This window comes from Roseiflexus sp. (genome assembly GCF_057785375.1).
The window spans coordinates 1-17,924 of the sequence record NZ_JBYNRX010000020.1; the positions used below are offsets into that span (position 1 = coordinate 1).

General features: G+C 61.5%; 15 protein-coding genes. 7 read left to right on the forward strand and 8 right to left on the reverse strand.

The features are described from left to right. The first annotated feature begins 128 nt into the window (after window positions 1–128). Both AC3EA7_RS03565 and AC3EA7_RS03570 read left to right on the forward strand, forming a co-directional pair. The gene (locus AC3EA7_RS03565; RefSeq protein ID WP_488612669.1) at window positions 129–509 is read left to right on the forward strand and encodes a PIN domain-containing protein; all 381 of its coding nucleotides are present in this window, start codon (window positions 129–131) and stop codon (window positions 507–509) included. Between the two features lie 7 nt (window positions 510–516). Beyond that, a complete protein-coding gene (locus tag AC3EA7_RS03570; RefSeq protein WP_488612655.1) occupies window positions 517–2,100 on the forward strand; it encodes a cryptochrome/photolyase family protein in 1,584 nt (527 codons plus the stop codon). A gap of 264 nt (window positions 2,101–2,364) precedes the next feature. On the opposite strand, the gene AC3EA7_RS03575 is transcribed toward AC3EA7_RS03570, so the two are convergent. Further along, window positions 2,365–3,228, reverse strand: a complete 864-nt coding sequence (locus AC3EA7_RS03575) for a class I SAM-dependent methyltransferase (RefSeq protein WP_488612656.1) — start codon at window positions 3,226–3,228, stop codon at window positions 2,365–2,367. Between the two features lie 68 nt (window positions 3,229–3,296). Then, entirely contained in the window at window positions 3,297–3,677 is a 381-nt protein-coding gene (locus AC3EA7_RS03580; protein ID WP_488612657.1) for a hypothetical protein, read from the reverse strand. Window positions 3,678–3,713: 36 nt separating this feature from the next. On the opposite strand from AC3EA7_RS03580, the gene AC3EA7_RS03585 reads away from it, so the two are divergent. Further along, window positions 3,714–4,742 carry a serine hydrolase domain-containing protein gene (locus AC3EA7_RS03585; protein ID WP_488612658.1) on the forward strand — a complete coding sequence of 343 codons (1,029 nt, stop codon included), beginning with the start codon at window positions 3,714–3,716 and terminating at the stop codon, window positions 4,740–4,742. A gap of 110 nt (window positions 4,743–4,852) precedes the next feature. Further along, the gene (locus AC3EA7_RS03590) at window positions 4,853–5,371 is read left to right on the forward strand and encodes a Uma2 family endonuclease (RefSeq protein WP_488612659.1); all 519 of its coding nucleotides are present in this window, start codon (window positions 4,853–4,855) and stop codon (window positions 5,369–5,371) included. 7 nt (window positions 5,372–5,378) lie between these two features. Here the strand turns inward: AC3EA7_RS03590 and AC3EA7_RS03595 are convergent, their stop codons facing one another. Together AC3EA7_RS03595 and AC3EA7_RS03600 are read right to left on the reverse strand one after the other, a co-directional pair. Beyond that, on the reverse strand, window positions 5,379–6,506 hold the full coding sequence (locus AC3EA7_RS03595; protein ID WP_488612660.1) for a class F sortase: 1,128 nt from the start codon (window positions 6,504–6,506) through the stop codon (window positions 5,379–5,381). A 294-nt stretch (window positions 6,507–6,800) separates the two neighbouring features. After that, on the reverse strand, window positions 6,801–7,997 hold the full coding sequence (locus AC3EA7_RS03600) for a diphosphomevalonate decarboxylase (protein WP_488612661.1): 1,197 nt from the start codon (window positions 7,995–7,997) through the stop codon (window positions 6,801–6,803). A gap of 333 nt (window positions 7,998–8,330) precedes the next feature. Between AC3EA7_RS03600 and gnd the strand changes: the two genes are divergently transcribed. Further along, entirely contained in the window at window positions 8,331–9,230 is a 900-nt protein-coding gene (gnd, locus tag AC3EA7_RS03605) for a phosphogluconate dehydrogenase (NAD(+)-dependent, decarboxylating) (protein WP_488612662.1), read from the forward strand. Between the two features lie 93 nt (window positions 9,231–9,323). Here gnd and AC3EA7_RS03610 read toward each other — a convergent pair whose 3' ends face one another. Then, window positions 9,324–10,505: a 30S ribosomal protein S1 gene (locus tag AC3EA7_RS03610; protein ID WP_488612663.1), complete on the reverse strand. Its 1,182-nt coding sequence runs from the start codon at window positions 10,503–10,505 to the stop codon at window positions 9,324–9,326. 360 nt (window positions 10,506–10,865) lie between these two features. Here AC3EA7_RS03610 and AC3EA7_RS03615 point away from each other — a divergent pair, with 360 nt between their 5' ends. Next, a complete protein-coding gene (locus AC3EA7_RS03615) occupies window positions 10,866–11,807 on the forward strand; it encodes a metalloenzyme (RefSeq protein ID WP_488612664.1) in 942 nt (313 codons plus the stop codon). Then, on the forward strand, window positions 11,804–12,640 hold the full coding sequence (locus tag AC3EA7_RS03620; protein ID WP_488612665.1) for an NAD(+)/NADH kinase: 837 nt from the start codon (window positions 11,804–11,806) through the stop codon (window positions 12,638–12,640). Before AC3EA7_RS03615 ends, AC3EA7_RS03620 begins: the two co-directional genes overlap by 4 nt. 270 nt (window positions 12,641–12,910) lie before the next feature. Here the strand turns inward: AC3EA7_RS03620 and AC3EA7_RS03625 are convergent, their stop codons facing one another. The 3 genes from AC3EA7_RS03625 to AC3EA7_RS03635 form a co-directional block, all read right to left on the reverse strand. Then, window positions 12,911–14,737 carry a potassium channel family protein gene (locus tag AC3EA7_RS03625; protein WP_488612666.1) on the reverse strand — a complete coding sequence of 609 codons (1,827 nt, stop codon included), beginning with the start codon at window positions 14,735–14,737 and terminating at the stop codon, window positions 12,911–12,913. Then, complete coding sequence (locus AC3EA7_RS03630; RefSeq protein ID WP_488612667.1) at window positions 14,734–15,498, reverse strand: carboxypeptidase regulatory-like domain-containing protein; 765 nt, start codon at window positions 15,496–15,498, stop codon at window positions 14,734–14,736. Before AC3EA7_RS03630 ends, AC3EA7_RS03625 begins: the two co-directional genes overlap by 4 nt. Before the next feature lie 100 nt (window positions 15,499–15,598). Then, window positions 15,599–17,924: SdrD B-like domain-containing protein (locus tag AC3EA7_RS03635; protein WP_488612668.1), on the reverse strand; the 2,326-nt coding region annotated here is incomplete at its 5' end.

The following is a 17,924-nucleotide window of genomic DNA, read 5'->3' on the forward strand; positions in this document are numbered from 1 at the left end:
TGGATGGCGCGCTTTCGCCGGCTGGCACGCGATAATGAGCGGTTGCCGGAGACCTTGGCGGGATTGCATGTTCTGGCCTTTGCGATGCTCATGCTGAAGCGGTTCATTACCGTTATGCTCGAAAGTACATAACAGGCTCTAAGGGCGATCCCGCTCGCCGTGCTGTCGAAAGCGGTCTGTTTCCCATCGTCGCAACGACTGCCCCTCCCCCAGCATTGCTTGCATGGGATTTAGGCGCAGGCGAGACGGCAGTGCTGGCGTATGCAATGGCTCATGCCGGATGGGTAGCGGTTCTGGACGACAGTATGGCACGGCGCTGCGCCCGGAGTTTCTCGGTCCGGATGAAAGGAACTCTCGCCATTGTCATTCTGGCTAAACAACATGGCCTGATCAAGTCTGCTACACAGGTGTTACGCGCTCTGCGCAGCGCTGGTTTCCGGCTCGATGACGCAGTTATTTGCGATGCACTCGCTCGCACCGTTGGTGAACAATGGCAACCGGAGCACTGACCTCAACATGTCTGCCTGCATCGTCTGGTTTCGCCGCGACCTGCGCGTGCACGACCACGCGGCGCTCTGGAACGCCTGTTGCAATGCTGAGCAAGTCGTTCCGCTCTTCATTCTCGATCCTGCCTATCTGGCGCACCGTGAGACTGGCAGCATGCGCGTTCAGTTCCTGCTCAAATGCCTGGCTGACCTCGATGCCAGCCTGCGCTGCCGCGGTTCCCGGTTGACGCTGCTGCTGGGGCGCGCCGAAGAGGTGTTGCCGCGCTTTGTTCGCGCTGTCGCTGCCGACGCCGTCTATGCGTCGGCAGACATCGAACGCTGGAGTGGGCAGGTGCGCGACCGCACCCTGGCGCAGATCGCTGCTGCTGAAGGGTGGCAATTGCGTTGGTTCCTCAACTACTACGTGCAGACCGAAGGCGACTATGACCGGGAGGCGTGGCAGGAGGCATGGACGGCGCATAGCAAGGAGGCGCTCTTCCCCGCACCCGATCACATTCCTGCGCCGCCTGTGAGTCTCCCCGACAGCATTCCCTGCATTGACCATATTCCCTCGCTGGCGGAATTGGGGCTACCCCCGGCGCAGACGACGCTACCCGGCGGTGAGACGGCAGCACGCCGCCGGTTGGAGGACTTCCTGAGCCATCGCATCGAATCCTATCGGCGTTGCCTCTCCAGCCCGTCACTGGCAGAGGACGAAGGTACCAGCCGTCTGTCGCCCTATCTCAAGTTCGGCTGCCTCAGCCAGCGCGAGGCAATCCAGGCTGCGCGCCGGCGATGGTTCACGGCCAGCCCGGCGGGTCGCAAGAGCCTGGAAGCATGGGCCAGCCGCTTGCGCTGGCGCGATCATTTCATTCAGAAGTTCGCCCTTTACCCACAGGCGGAGTTCGTTAATCTCTACGCGCCCTTCGACGAGATGCGCCGGCAAGAGGATGGCGACACGGCGCTACTCGACGCATGGCGGCGCGGCGAGACCGGTTACCCGCTGGTCGATGCATCCATGCGCGCACTCCGGCAGACAGGGCTGCTCAACTTTCGCATGCGCGCCATGCTCGCCACCTTCCTGACCATCAATCTCTTTCAGGCGTGGCAGCACGGCGCGGAGTGGTTCATGCAGCACCTGCTGGACGGCGACGCCTGCGTCGATCACTGGCAGTGGCAGATGCAGGCGGCCATCACCCAGCCGAAGAGTGGCTTCATCCGTTGCTACAACCCGACGAAACAGTGCGTCGACAACGACCCTGATGCCGCCGTGTTCATTCATCGCTACGTCCCGGAACTGCGTCCGCTGCCGGCGCCGCTCGTCTTTCAGCCGTGGACGCTGACCGAAATGGAGCAGCAGATGTACGGCGTGCGCATCGGCGTCGATTACCCAGCGCCGATTGTGGATGCTGAAGCGACGCGGCGGCAGGGCATCGCCAAGTTGCAGGCGATCCGTGACCGTCTTGCTGAGGCGGATGACCTGGAAGCGTTTGTCAACCAGATGGACGGGGTAACGCCGTTGGTGCGCGTCAAAGGCAACGGCGCCGCTGAGATGGAGCACATCGATGATTCGCCAGACGCTGCGGCGCGACAAGAGCGCCCTGAAAACTTATGACTGCAAGAAGTTCAACGCAATGATCAGACCGCCCAACCCGATGAGCAGGCAGGACCCGGAAACCACGTGCGCCAGGCAACCGGTGTATGTATGCCATCTGTAGGTGATGGTTCCTCGCCGAAACCCCTGGACTCCCAGATACAGAAAATACGCTCCAAAGGTTACGGACAAGAGAGCCCATATGATGTTCATACATTCCTCCCTATGCAGTCAGCGTGCAACAAACGGCAGCAGCAATTGACACATAATAGCACGGTCGATGACTTATCGTATTGGTTTCTCGAAGACCATCAGGTGATACGCAACAACCCCGCGCGCCAGGCACTCCTGGAGCGCCAGGCTGCCGGAGAGGCTGTGGAGGAAGGGATGCGCCCGTCCCGCCAGGCGCAGGGCATCGCGCGCCGCGCCTGCCAGGAACGGCGGAAGGCGATGCAACCGCAGTGCGCCAGTCAGGTCGCTGGTTCGACGGAGAGCGAGTCCGGCGCGGCGCGCGGCAGCAATCGTCTCATCGAGCAATTGCACGCCGGGGACGCACCATCCCTCGCGGAACGCCGCCAGCCAGCGCTCTTCGGCGACATTCGAGGGCGCGCGCACCACTACATCGTCACAGACGATCAGGCGCCCTCCGGGAAGCAATGCTGCAGACGCCTGTTCAAAGGCGCGATGGAGATCATGGGAGTGAGCGAAGGCTTCGATTGCCAGCGCAACGTGGAAGTGCGCCGCAAACGGGAGGGTATGGAAATCGCCCTCGACCACCACTGCGCGCGCGCGCGGCAGGATCCGCCGCGCAATCCGCGCCTGCGTCGCGCTCAGGGTCACACCTGCCAGCCGCGCCTCCGGCAGCGCGCGCGCGCAGTACGCCAGCGTCCCGCCTAACCCGCATCCCAGATCGAGCAGGTACAATGGCGCAACGCGCTGTTCTGCCAGGAACAACCGGATCTCCGCCAGCGCCAGTGCATTGACCCGCTGGAGCGCGGCATCGAATGTCGTCGCCGTTTCGTCCCAGATGGCGCGATGCACGGCATACAGCCGCTTCCCCATCCCCAATGCGCGAAACAGGAGGGTGTTCCGTTCGTAGTAGCGCTGAACGGCGTGTATTGACGCGCTCTGAGCAGATCGACGCGCCATACGCGTCTGCCCTCTCACCCCGAACCTCTTACCCCAAACCTCTCATCCCGAACCTCTCATCCCGAACCTCATGATCCGTTCAAATCGTCCACCTGGCGGACAAGCGTATCGACCACCTCGATGTTGCGAGACAGATCGGCTTCGACGGAACGCATGAGACGTACAGCGCGCACCTGTCGGTGGCGCACGATAAAGAGCGTCGGGCGTTCGGGAGGAATCTGGCGCGTGGCCCATTGCCACCACACGCTCGCCACGCCAGCCAGCACCCCGCCTCCACCGATCAGGATGGCGGCAACCGGGGGCGCTCCGATCCGCCAGATCAGCAGCGCGAGTGTGATGCTCACAAGCAGCAGCGCCCACCGCATCACCTGGAGCGAAGGACGGCGTAATCGCCACTGGCGGGGAATAGTGTGAAGCGGTATCATGAAATCGCGGGTAAGACGCTGCATCGGCACACTACCGAGTCTCTCTAAACCTGGAGCGTTATGATGATACCAGATACACATCCGGTCGACAACCTGCTGCACCCGTTCGATGGTCATGTGCCGGGCATCAGCGTACTACTGATCGTCGATGGGAATGCGCAGTATGCCAGAGCGATCGGCAAAGCGGACCTGGAACGCAACACGGCGATCACCATTGCCACCAATTTCCGCCTGGCATCATTGACCAAACAGTTCACCGCCGCTGCCGTGGTGCGGCTGGCAGCGCAGGGTGCGCTTTCCTTCGGCGACACGATCGCGCGCTTTTTCGAGTCAACTCCGGCGTTCTGGCGACAGATCACCGTTCACCACTTGCTGACCCATACGTCGGGACTGCCGGATTATGAAGACCTGATCCCTCCCGATACCGCCACGCAACTGCATGATCACGACGTGCTCGCCCTGGTGCGGCGCGTCGATACAGGCTATGCCGCAGCGGGCGCGGCGTTTCGCTACAGCAACACCGGCTACTGCCTGCTGGCGCTGATTGTCGAGCAGGTTGCTGCTCAACCGTTTGCGGCATTTCTGCGCGAGCAGGTGTTTCTGCCAGCCGGCATGCACTTCACGATGGCCTATGAAGGCGACGGCAACGCAATTCCACGCCGTGCCTTCGGCTACTCGTTCCGCGACGGAACTTTCGTTCGCACCGACCAGAGTCTGACAAGCGCCACCCTGGGAGATGGAGGCGTCTACAGTTCGACGATCGATCTCGAGCGCTGGGACGCGGCGCTTGCCAGTGACGCGCTCCTTTCAGAGCCGTGGCGTGCGGCGTTGTTCACCCCCCACGTCGCCACACCGTCCGGCGACTCGTATGGCTACGGCTGGTTCCTGACCCGCATTGCCGGGCAACGCGCCGCCTATCACACCGGTGAAACCATTGGTTTCCGCACCGCGATCATACGTCTCCTGGAGCGCCGGTGTACGGCGATTGTCCTGGCAAATCGCAGCGAGGCAGAGCCGCTGCCGATTGCACAAACGCTCATACAGACGGCGCTGGAGAATGGCAATGCTATGGAACGAACAGGTGATTGAGCGCTGGCGTAAGGAATGCCCTGATCGCCGTGACGGGCAGATCTCAGACTGGCCCCAACGTTTGAGGGAACGTGGATCGAGGAATTTTCAGCAGATGGGAGAGCGCCGCCATGACCGATGTCCCCTCAGCAATCGATATTGGGTGTTTCCTCGAAATGCTGGTGCGCGAGCAGCGCATCAAACTGGAAATCACCGGCGGCGTGCCAACCTGGCGTTTGCTGCCCAGTATACGTCATCAGAAAGTAATAGATCGCATTCGTGCAAGCATTACGCCGGTATCAGGCGCATCAGATGGATGTGGCTGCTACCATTTGTCGGATGTATCGCTAATCTTTCCCGATGGATCGTACCGGCGCCCCGACATTGCCATTTTCTGCGTCGAGCCGCCTGACATCGACGAGTCGTGGGAATGCGTTCCCGAAGCCGTTATCGAGATTGTCAGCCCGGGCTTCTCAGAAAAAGACCTGAGCATCAATTCGCCCTGGTATTTATCGCAGGGCGTCAAAGATGTGCTGATCGTCGAACCGTGCGAACGCTGGGTGCAGCACTTCAGCCATGGACATCCCCCTATCACACATCCATGGACCTATACCGCTGAGCTGCACTGCGGATGCCGGGTCACAATCTGATTGCGCATTAGCGTGCTGGTTCGGCGATCGTGATCAGGCGGTGGCTCATATCCACCACTTCACGACCAACAATCACCTTGTCGCCGACGCACGAAATGAGGGTCAGGCGTTCACGCCCCTGCGGCAGCATCCATTCCACCTCATTCGGGCGCACCCACACCTGGCGCGTCACCACATAGTCGAAGGCGCTCCCATTCGAGTCGTACACGGTTATACGCGCGCCCGGGCGCAATTCCTTCAGACGCGCAAACGGTGCAGGAATGCGTGGTGCATGGCTGAAACGCAGCACATGCCCCCACAGCACCACATTCTCACCCTGACCGGGCAATGCACTGCGGTTGTACCAGCCGACATCGTGGTCTGGAACGACCGGCATTCCCTGTGCATCCAGACCCACGGAGACGATGCGCGCATCCATACCGGCCTCGCGCGCAACAATGCGCACAGGAACTGCGCCCGTGGTCTGCTCTGTACGCGCCACTTCCGGCGCACGCGCCGTTGGGCCGTACTCGCGACCGAGCAAACCGAGCAGAATATTCGCAGGCGGCGGATTCTCTGGATGGACCTCGAAGCGTCCTCGCTCGAACCATTGCACCACATAGGTTTTGCCGTCGGCAAGCATTTCCAACCGCGCTTCAGTCAACGGAACGCCGAAGAGCGCCAGGCTTTCCGCCTCACTCACTCCTGGCTTTCCGTCGAGTTGCAAGCCGGCGGAACGCCATGCCGCCAGGATCGGGCCACAGGCGCCGATGCCGGTCTGCGGAAACAGGCGACACTCACCCGCAGTGGTGACATTCACCGGCGTTCCGCCGTGATCGCCGCGCGCCAGCAGTTCGGCGCCGAGGCGTCCCAGTTGCACATCGTAGGGGCGCCGGTTCGCCGGGTGCAGTTCGAGGCGGGCGCGTTCGAACCACTGCACCTGCAATGTTCGACCTTCAATCGTTTCTGTCTGCAATGGCGTGATCGGGTAGCCAAACACGGGCAGACCGCCGTTCTGCTCCCAGAACTCGCGGATGCGCCCGCTGATGCAGTAGCCGGTTTCGGCGAAGCACCGCTCCCCGCGTTGTGCGTATGCACCCTGTGGCAGCGACGCTCCCACGCAGACCATGACGATGAGCAGAAGACGCATGAACATAACAGACCGCTCCATGAGAACCAGGAACTGAGAATCAAGAACTGATACTAATGCGCGGTCATTTGGACAATAATGGTTTCTGAGAACATAATCCGGTATCACCCGGTGCAGCCCGCGCAGGCGGGCCTGGCAACCGTAGCCCGCAGCTTCAGCCGCCACCAGGCGGACTGCGGTCCGCGACACCAACCCTTCACCTTCCCTCAAGACCCTTGAGGTCAGGATACGCTCCAGCAGAACGCAAGAAGCGTTCCGCTCGCAAGGTTCTACGTCAGACAGCGATCTTCGGCAGTGACCTCAAGGGTCGGGGACGTTCTTCATCCCACCCACGTTCAACTCCCCTTGCGCCCAGGCGACATCGACGAGGCGCGCCGGTCCGGCGATGCGACCGCGAACCGCCTCCAGATCGAGACCAAGCCCTTCAATCGCGGCAACCACAGCATCTTCGTAGTCGCGGTGTGTGATGAACACCGCTGTGGGACCGGTGTCAGTCGAGCAGTAGACGGGCACACCCGATGAGCGCAGGTCGTTACACATACGAAACAGCGCAATATTCTCCGGTTCCCACCCAATCAATTTGTTTTCGAGGCTTCCCGACATGGTGACGCCGTGCAACCGCATACTATCCAGCTCCGCCCATTGTCCCAACGTGCGCCAGTCTCCGGCGCGCGCGGCGGCGATACACGCCAGCGCTTCGTCGCGGCGACTCAACATCCAGCAGCGAAACAGCGCGCTTCCAGGTGCGTCCAGGTGCGCCTGTTCGGTCTTCAACCCGATACGCGAGTCGATCGGCACGGTGATCAGGCGAACATCATCAAGCTGACCGGCATCGTCGAGACGGACGGCAAAGCTGTCTTCGTGCGCAATTCCGGGGTACGAGAACCAGATGGAACACCCGCCGGCTGCGCTGCGGCACCCGGAACCCGCGAGCAAGCGCGCCATGCAACTGACCAGGCGCCGATTGGCAGCCGCTTCAGCGCCGTACAGCGCCGCAATCGCCGCCAGCGCCAGCGCTGCGGATGCCGCAGCACTCGATCCAAGCCCCTTCCCCATGCGTGTCCCGCGTGTGACATTACGCGACGTGACACGGGCACGCACGGTCGCGCCGGAGGCGGCGCGGATTGCGTCGAGGCTCTGGCACACCCGCTCGAGTTCACGCCCATGGACAGGCTGACCGTTGATCGTTGCACAATCAGCCGTCAGGTTGGGATCGAACTCGACCAGCGTCAGCGTATGCCCGGCGTCGTTACACAGCGACACACTGGGCAGAAAGGCAATACGACGTTCCCAATCGCTCAAGCCGTGGTACTTCAACACCCCCTGCATTGGGTAGGCGAGCGCTGCTGCCATACCACGCTCACGGGCAGCATCCGTGAGATCGGGATATTCCTCCCACGCCAGACCATGCCCCCGCAATGCTGCGCGCAGATCGGCATCGGCAGCCGCCATTCGCTCGACCAGGTCGGCATACGGATCGGGGATCGCAGTCGTCAACCCAATAACCCTTTCTGCGATGTGATGATACGCAGGTACTATACCATACCCGCGTCCCTTCTTGCCACGTCGCCTGCGGTCGCGTATGATGGACAGGTCAGAGGCGAGAGGTCAGAGGCGAGAGGTCAGCGGCCTTCTTACCACGTCGCCTGCGGTCGCGTATGATGGACAGGTCAGCGGCCTTCTTACCACGTCGCCTGCGGTCGCGTATGATGGACAGGTCAGCGGCGAGAGGTCAGAGGCGAGAGGTCAGCGGCCTTCTTACCACGTCGCCTGCGGTCGCGTATGATGGATGGCTTTCGATGGTTTCGACAAATCCTGGGGAGAACGAGCATGGATATCGGTATCACCGGTCTTGGGCGCATGGGTGCAAATATGGCACGCCGGTGGTTGCGCGGCGGTCATCGCGTTGTGGTTCACAACCGCAGCCGCGAACCAATCGACGATCTCGCGGCTGCCGGGGCGACCCCGGCATACACCATGGAAGAACTGATCGCTGCGCTTGCGCCGCCGCGTGCAGTGTGGGTTATGCTGCCGGCCGGCGAGGTGACGGAACGCGCGATTACTGCACTGGTGAACCTCATGGCGCCAGGCGATACGATCGTGGACGCCGGCAATACCATGTACAAAGACGATCTGCGTCGCGCCAGGGAACTCGCAGCGCGCGGCATCCATTATGTCGATCAGGGAACGTCGGGCGGCATCTGGGGATTGGAACTCGGCTACTGCCTGATGGTCGGCGGCGATGCCGATGTCGTTGCCCGGCTCGAACCGGCATTCCGCACCCTGGCGCCGGAAGACGGGTACCTCCACTGTGGACCGGTCGGCAGCGGCCATTTTGTCAAAATGGTGCACAACGGCGTCGAGTACGGCATGATGCAGGCTTACGCCGAGGGATTCGAAATCATGCGTTCCAAGACCGAATTCAACCTCGACCTCCACAAGATCGCCGCCGTTTGGAACCATGGAAGCGTTGTGCGGTCGTGGTTGCTGGAGCTGGCGGAGGAAGCGTTTCGGCAGGACCCGCACCTCGAGAGCATCCAGGGATATGTGGAAGACAGCGGCGAAGGGCGCTGGACCATCCAGACCGCGATCGAACTCGATGTTCCCGCGCCGGTGATCACGCTTTCGCTCTTCGAGCGTTTTCACTCACGAAAGCCAGAGTCGTTCGCCGCAAAAGTGCTGGCCGCATTGCGCAAAGGTTTTGGCGGGCATCCTGTCAAGCCGGCGTAGGTGGACGTGACCGTCACGGCCGTAGGGCGCAGGTCTGAGACCTGCCCCCTATGGTCCCTACCTGAGACCTGCCCCTACGGCCCCTACACCTTTTTACCCTTCGACAGGCATCTCCTCCGACGGCGTCGTCTCAACCGGCGTCTCCACCGGTGACGTTTCATCGGCGCCGGTGCGGCGCAGGCTGAGACCCATGCGCTGGCGCTGCTTATCGAGGCTGATAATCCGGGCAGTAATAATCTGCCCGGGCTGGAGCAGATCACGCGGCTGCGCCTGTGGATCGGCATCGAGTTCGCTGGCATGGATCAGCCCTTCGACCGCCTCTTCAATCTGCACAAATGCGCCAAATGGAGCAACATTCGTCACCGGACCGCTCACCAGTTGCCCAAGGGAGTAGCGCTGGTCAATCGTATCCCAGGGATTGGGTTGCAAACGACGCAGACTGAGACCGATGCGTTCGCGTTCGGCATCGATCTCCACGACCATAACCTGCACCTCCTGCCCTGGCGACAGCACCTCGCGGGGATGGTTGACGCGCTGCCACGACAATTCCGAGATATGCGCCAGGCCATCGGCGCCGCCCAGGTCGATAAACGCGCCGAAGTTGGTCAATTGATTGACCCGCCCGGTCAAAACATCACCCGGCTGAAGTTCCGTGAGCAGACGCTGCTTCTGCGCCTTACGCCACTCCTGCGTTGCGCTGCGCTCCGACAGCACCAGCCGATTGCGATCACGATCCACCTCGATCACCTTCAGCGGGATGGTCTGACCAACCATGCGCTGCAGTGCCTGCTGCCGTTCCTCGGCGGCGGTGCGCCCGTGGAGTTGGGCAACCTGTGACGCCGGCACAAACCCGCGAATGCGATTGAACTGCACCAGCAAGCCGCCCTTGTTGTAGCCAATGACCTGGCCCTGCACAATGCCGCCCTCAGCGCTCAGGCGAGCCGCCTCCTCCCAATCGCGCGCCACCTGCACCATCGTCAGCGACAATACCAGATCGCCCTGGCGATTTTCCGGGTCTTGAACGTACACCTGGATCGGATTGCCCACTTTCAGGTTGTTCAACACCTCATCCCCGATCGCGCGCACGTCGGCGATTGGAATAATCCCTTCGCGCTTGGTGCCAATCGAGACCAGAATACCACTGTCTTCGATCTTCATCACCACGCCCTCGCGCACCTCGCCGCGTTGCGGGCGCGCATAGTCGTAGTCGTCGAGCATCTGCGTCCAATCGAAATCCTCTGTTTCCTGGACGGCATCGTTGGGGACTGCCCTCATGCAGTGACCTCCAGACCATAGTCAATCAGCCATTGCCCGCCTGTGCACAATGGCGCCAATAACGTTGCCTTCGTCAGGGCGGAAGGCGCTTCCGGGCATACACAGACATCGTCGCAAACAATACGCGACATATGTTGCCACACGCTGGCGTTGTCCTGGACGGCGCCTACGAAGGCTCCGCTCTGGCCTGCTCCTGAATGTCCGGCTGATCCGGTTGAGGTATGGGAGGTGAGCCTGTGCGGATTGTTCATTTATGAGAAGCGAAGTATACACGGCAGCAGCGTGGCTGTCAAGTTTGCACAGAGCATCAGGTTGCTCTATACTGCCTGCGCCAATATTCTCTTGCCTCGACGTTGTGTTGTGAGTGTTCTATTTCTATTTATCGATGGCGTCGGGCTGGCGCCATCCGGGCATGACAATCCGCTTTCGGATGCGCCGACACCCACGATCAACGCCCTGCTCAACGGCGCGCTAACCATTGAGCGCGTCGGCGCTTCTTCCCGTGCGCTCTTGCACCCGCTCGACGCAACCATGGGAGTGGCAGGACTGCCGCAGAGCGGCACCGGCCAGACGGCGTTGCTGGCAGGCATCAACGCTGCTGCGCTTCACGGGCGTCATCAGCCGCACTTTCCACCTGTGGCGTTGCGAACGATGCTGGTTGAGCGCAGCATCTTTCGCCGCCTCACTGAGACGGGCAGGCGCGTGGCATTCGCCAATGCGTTCGGTGTGTGGTACTGGGAAGCGCTGGCAGCACGCAGGCTTCGACGTTCGGCCAGCGTCATCGCCGCCGAAGGCGCAGGAGTGCGTTTTCGCAGCGATTACGACGTGCACACCGGCAGCGCGCTGACATGGGATATCACCGGTGAGATGATTCGTTCCGCCAACGGCAGCGATGTGCCTGTGATTGCCGCACATACCGCCGGCGAGCGTCTGGCGCGCCTGACAGCCCGGTATGATCTGGTATTCTTTGAGACGTTTCTGACCGACCTCGCCGGTCATGGACGCCTGGCGCACCTTGCCGCCCCGGATCGACCGCCTCCCTCGACGAGAGAACAGATCCATATGGCGATGGAACGAGTTGATGGCATGATCAGGGGCGCGCTGGAAGCCATGCGTCCGGGGGATACACTGGTGCTCACCAGTGACCATGGCAACATCGAAAGCCTGTCGTCACCGACGCATACGCGCAATCCTGTACCGCTGCTGGTCACTGGACCGGCTGCTTCCCGATTTGCCCATCTTGTCAGTATTGTTCAGGTCGCGGATGTGATTGTTGCTGCGGCACAGGAGTATGCTGCGTGAAACCGATCAAGCGTATTGCGATCATCTTCAACCCTTATTCCGAAGAGTCGCTGCACATTTCCGGCGAAGTCGTCGAATGGCTCACCGCGCGTTCCATTCAGGTCTGGCGCGGCGTATCGCACGAGGGGCGCGCGCAGCACGCGGTCGATCATACTGACCTGGTGCTTGCGTTGGGGGGTGATGGCACCGTGCTACGCGCCGCACGCCTTGCCATTCCCAGCAATGTCCCGGTGCTGCCGGTCGCGCTGGGGCGGCTCAATTTCATGGCGGAACTGGAGCCATCCACCCTTTACCAGGGACTCGAGGATATGCTGGCGGGTCGTTTCTGGCTCGACTCACGCGCGCTGGTCGAGGCGACGGTGCAGCGCGCCGATGGCATTACGGTCTCGCCGATCCTGGCGCTCAATGAAATTATTGTGGCGCGTGGCGACATCAACCGCACCGTGTTCGTCGATGTCGAGATCTATGATGCGCGCCTGACGACCTATCACGCCGACGGGGTGATCGTCGCCAGCGCCACCGGGTCGACGGCATATGCGCTGGCGGCTGGCGGTCCAATCATCGATCCGCGCTCGACAGCCCTGGTGCTGGTGCCGGTGGCTGCGCACCTGACGAATGTTCCGTCGCTGGTGTTGCACGAGGACGCCGTGGTCACGCTGACGCTCCAGAGCCGTCACCCGGCAGGCTTCTCCGCAGACGGACACGATCATATCGCTCTGCACGAAGGGGATCGCGTCATTGTCCGGCGTTCCCAGCGTTGTTGCACCTTCGCGCGTGTCTATCCGCAGAGCACCTTCTATGCGCGTATGATGCAGCGCCTGCGGCGGGAATAAGGGTTGTCGAAGGCGCGCGGCGCGAGACACAAGATACGAGGCACGAGGCGCGAGGCGAGGGGCGCGAGGCGAGAAGGTTGAAGGTGGGAAGGTTGAAGGTGAAAGTGGGCGTTGAACGTGGAACGTGGAACGGGGGACGGTGGAAGGCGGAAACAAGTTCCTCTCGGCGGCCTCTGTGCTTCTGTGGTGCATCATCAGGCTTGAAAGTCTCAGTTTGAAGGTCGAAAGGCGGCAGGCGGCAGGCAACCCCTAACCCCTAATCTGCCAGCCTCACCGTTTCAAGCGCCACTGCGCCTCTAACCTGAAGTGCTGAATCATTTCGATCGGCGCCAGCAGGGTGGCCTGATCGCCTTCCTGAAGACGCAGATCAAGATCGGGAAGCAAAATAGAGTGACTGCCGCGGCGTAATTCGAGCACAAGGGCGGTGTAGCGCTCCCGCAGATCATCGACTCGCATGTTGCTCAAGGGGTGTGCAGCCGACAAATGTAATTCATCGGTTGCAAAAATGCGACCACCGACAAAAAACGCCTGTCTGATATCGCCCGCCAGCGCCGCCGCCGCCAGCGTCGGACCTGCCAGCGCCGAGGTGCTGTAGGTTGTGTGAATGCCAAACATCTCCGCCAGTCGATCCGCCAGCGCGTCGCTGAACGTGCGCAGCACGATATGCACATCCGGGCGATACCGTCGCGCTGCCAGCGCAATCTGCACATTCTGCAGGTCATCGGAGGTCAACGCCGCGACAGAGTACGCCTCGTCGAGACCGGCGCGGCACAGGACCTCGAGGCTGCGCGCGTCGCCGATAATATCGACCACACCGTCGAGTTGCTGGATATGTTGCACGAATTCCGGGCGATCGACGTTTCCCAGACGCACGACGACAATCCGTGGGCGCTGATTCAGGCTGTGCAATTGTTTGACGACCCGAAACCCGATCTTCCCCAGACCGCAGACAATGACTGTGTTATACCGCTCGGTCGGTCGCGCAGGTCGTTCGGGGGAGAGAAATGCCAGCTTGCTCAGCGGAATGTTGCGCTGGCGCATATCTTCGATACGTTCGAGCGTCCCGATGACGGTAATCCGGTCACCGGCGCTCAAATGACTGAGCGCCTGATAGTGCATATACCGTCCTTCCTGACTGATATGACCCAGGACGCGCACATGGGTCATCTCCTCAACCGCGCGGATAAACCCGGAAATCTGGCTGTCCTTCTGGACCACAATCTGTGCAACCCCCAATTGAATATCTCCGACTTTCAGGGCGTAGTCTATCTCGCGGCTGACTGCCGCCGCAGCGCAGGTTGGCGCGGCGATCGCCGAGGCGCTGAAGGCGCTGTTGGGTCCAAGCGCGCGTTCGAGGTTGCGATCAAGTTCTTCATTGAACACACGCAGCACCACGCGCACATCTGGACGAACCCCTCGCGCCCCCAGCGCAATTTCGACATTCAACAGGTCGTCGTTGATCGCAGCAACAACTGCGCGCGCCTGCATAATTCCTGCCTGCCGCAGAATGGTCGCTTCGCGCGCATCCCCTAAAACAACGGGGACGCCAAGGTTGAGCACGCGCGACACGAATTCGCTGTTCCAGTCGCGTTCGACGACGACTGTTTCATAGCCAGCGGCGTGCAACTGCGTCACAATGCGCAACCCGACACGCCCCAACCCGCAGACGATGATATGGTCGCGGTATGTTGAAGCCAGCGCCACCTGCCAGGCTTCACGGCGGCTCCCTTTGTCGAGCAGCAGGCGCCCGAAGTTCAGGACGCTCTGGAAGATGAGCGCCAGACCAAGCAGCGGCGTGAGGAAGAAGATCAGTTCACCGATCAGATCGCCGCGCGGAAAATCCAGATCGCTCTGGAGCGTCATCAAGGTGAGCGTCTCATAGAGCGCTTCGGGCAGTCCTTGCGGGCGGGAGGACCCGCCCGGTTCAGGGTAGAAAAAGGCAAGGTAGGTCGAGGTAATGCCTGCGAGAAAAACAAATGCAACCAGAACCAACCACGACTCGCGGAGGAGTAACTGGAAATCGTACAGATTGGCGCGCACCAGACGATGAACCCGGCGCAACCGCCCGATGCGCGTCGTCTGAAAGGATGGCGTCATTCCTGCGATTCGAGAAGTTCCCTGAGCAGTGCGTCATCCTGCGCTGAACGAGTTGCCGGTCGTTCGGACAACAATTTCTGGAGCAGCGCCTGATTGCTCAGGTGCGCGATACCTGCTGCGCTCGTCGCCAGGGCGCGCCTGCCGGCCGGCAGCATGCCCAAAACGATACCAGCGCCTATCAACAGTATACCAAATGACACCCACAACCAGGTCATATCGGCGACATCATTGGTGCGCGGCAGACGACGCGGCGCTTCGACCGGAACTTCCTCGACCGCCGGTGCTGGTTCGGCCGCTTTAACGTCAGGCACAGGCAATGCTACCCGCAGGTGCTGAATGACCGACGTTTCCGGCTCAACGACAACCGTTGCCGGTCCATCGACGACGGCGCCCTGCTCTGGCGCCGGCGCCACATTGACCAGATAGGTTCCCGGCGATACCCAGACGCCGTAGTTGCCATTCTGATCGGTTGTAACGACATTATCGCCGACTCGGACGGGCATGCTGGGAACCGGGGCGTTACTGACGACATCAATGACGGTGCCGCCAATGTGGCCAGGGATCGTCGAACGATTCGGCGATGACGATTCGCCTCTGCCGCCGCTGCTCTGTTCGGTGAACTCGATTGGAGGTCGCGGCGAAGGAGCGGGCACGGAGTCTTGCTGTGCAAGCGCCGCGCCCGGCAGCAGTGTTCCGACCCCAAACATCAGCAACAGGATGCCGCAGATCAGGAGTGATGGTGCCAGATGGTGATGACGCATGGTTCTCCTCCCAATGAACATGGTTCTGGTGCATCGATGGCAACGCGCCGCACCGATGAGTGACGCGGCGCGTCCTCGGGGGCGACGCGGTGCGTCGCCCCTACCGGTCAACGACAGGTTCGGGCAATTGGCGCGGCGGCAGTGCAATCGGCGCACCGGGAACGCCGGATGGCGCTCCTGGCGTGGCGTCGTTGCTCAAGGACGCGCCGCTGACGATGAACCCGGTGATCTGGGCGCGGTTGTTGGTCTCGTTGCTCTCAACAACTGCGCCTGTTGGCACTGGCGGGTTGTAACTATCGACATAGACGTACAGCACGTTCGTGCCGGCGGTGAATGAACCAGGCCAGATTGACTGCGGTCCCGCGAATTGACCGGGCGCTGATGTCAGGGTAATACTCTGCCCCGGCGCCAGCGACTCGTTGACGTACCAGGCGATGCCGTAGCACGGCGAGATGCCGCAGACGTCGTTCCAGCGCATATTCGGCGCCGTCGGCAGCGTGGACGGGTTGATGTACAGGTCCACCCAGAACCCGATTGTCGTTGGCGAGCCACCGACATTCTTCACCTTCACCGTGATCAGCACCGGCTCACCCGCTGCGTAACTGGTCTTGGCAGGTGTCACCGTGAACTCCTCGACCACCAGGTCCGGCAGCGTCACCGGCACTGCGATCAGCGGCAGGAAGACGCGGGTTTGCGTCCGGTACCCGGCATCCAGCGTGCTGATCGACTGACCAGGGTTCAACGTTCCGGTTGCAACCGGTGCATCGCTGTCGATCGCCGGGTCGCTGCCGGCGCGCGTGGCAATGTCGAAGTACCCTGCCGGTTTGGTGAATGTCAGCACGAACGTCCCTTCCGGCAGTCCGGTGAAGGCGTAGCTGCCGTTTGCTGCCGTGACCGCGCTGAACGTCAGCGGCGTCGCCAGGCTGGTCGGCGTCAGCGTCAGCGTGACTGTCACCCCCGCAATGCGCTGCGTCTCACCAGGATCGCGCACATCGTTGAAGTTCTCGTCCACCCAGGCAATGCCGGAGATCGACCCGCTGCCGATCAACCCGGCATCGACGGTCGTGGAAATCTGGCTGCTCGCCAGGGTGAAGGATGCCGTGCGCCCGTTGCTCTGCGCGTCGTTGTCATTATCGACGCTCAACGACCCCGCGCCGTCGTTGACCGTCTGAAAGCCGGTCGGCGCAACGAACTCGACTACATATGACCCCGGCGTGATATTCTCAAAGCCGTAGAGCCCGACATCGCCACTTGCCAGCGTTGTGGTCGTCGAGATAACCGTGTCAGTCGTTGCGTCGCGCAGCCGGACGGTAATTCCCGGCAGACCGGCGTCAACCCCGGCTTCGTATGTGCCGTTGCCGTTCACATCGAGCCAGACCCGATCACCAACCGCCGCAGTGCGGTACAGACCAAAGTTCTGATTAGTCGCTGGCAGCGTTCCGCTCAGGGTTCCGGTCGTTGAGAGGAGGTAGCCGAGCGGTCTGCCGGTGACGCTGAGCTGGTAGTTGCCTGCGGGCAACTGGTTGAATGTGAAGTTCGGCGAACCCGCACCACTCGTTACTGTGTATGTTACGGCAGGGTTCGTCGAGTTAATCGAGGTCGTGACGGTCAGCGTCAGCGTAACTCCCGCCAGACCAGGTTCGCCGACATCGAATGCGCCGTCGGCATCGAGGTCTTCCCACGTTGTGCCGCTCAGCGACAGGTTGCCGACCGCACCGGCATCGACGTAGGTCACTGTGTCGTTCGATCCGACGCTGAAACGTTCGGTGTAGCCATCTGCCGGGTTCGCATCACTATTGTTGTCCGTCGTGATGGGTGCGCCCTGCGTGGTGAAGGTGTAGCCGGCAGGCAGCGCAAATTGGACGCGATAGAGCGTTCCAGTCGTCAACACGCCGGTCGGCGTGATGTTGGCGAACTGGTAGATGCCATTGTCGCCGGTTGTGAATGCGCCAATCGACGTTTCATTGCCATTGACGGTTGTATCAGGATCGAGGAAGAGCGTCAAGGTCACGCCTGCCATGGTCGGCTCGCCGCTGTCGAACAGACCATTGCTGTTGGTGTCGAACCAGACCGTGCCGCTGATGACGCCGCTGCGATAGTAGCCAAACGGAAGCGGTGTAATGGTTTGCCCGCTCGTCAGCGGCGCAGGATACGTTGCTGTGCCGGTGTTCCCCGGCGACGCAACGTATCCTGCCGGCGGCGTCACCCCCACCGTGTATGCCGTCGTTGTCGGCGCGACGGTGTAGCTGATGATGCCGGTCGCATCAGGCCCGAATGGACCGCCAAGGGTCACATTCGGCGTCAGCGTCACCGTTGCGCCTGGCACAGTCGCATCGCCCGAAGCATAGACGTTATTGATTGGCAACGTCGTCTCTTCGAACACCTGCACCTGAATGACCGCCGGACGGTAGTAGCCGCGGTCGCGG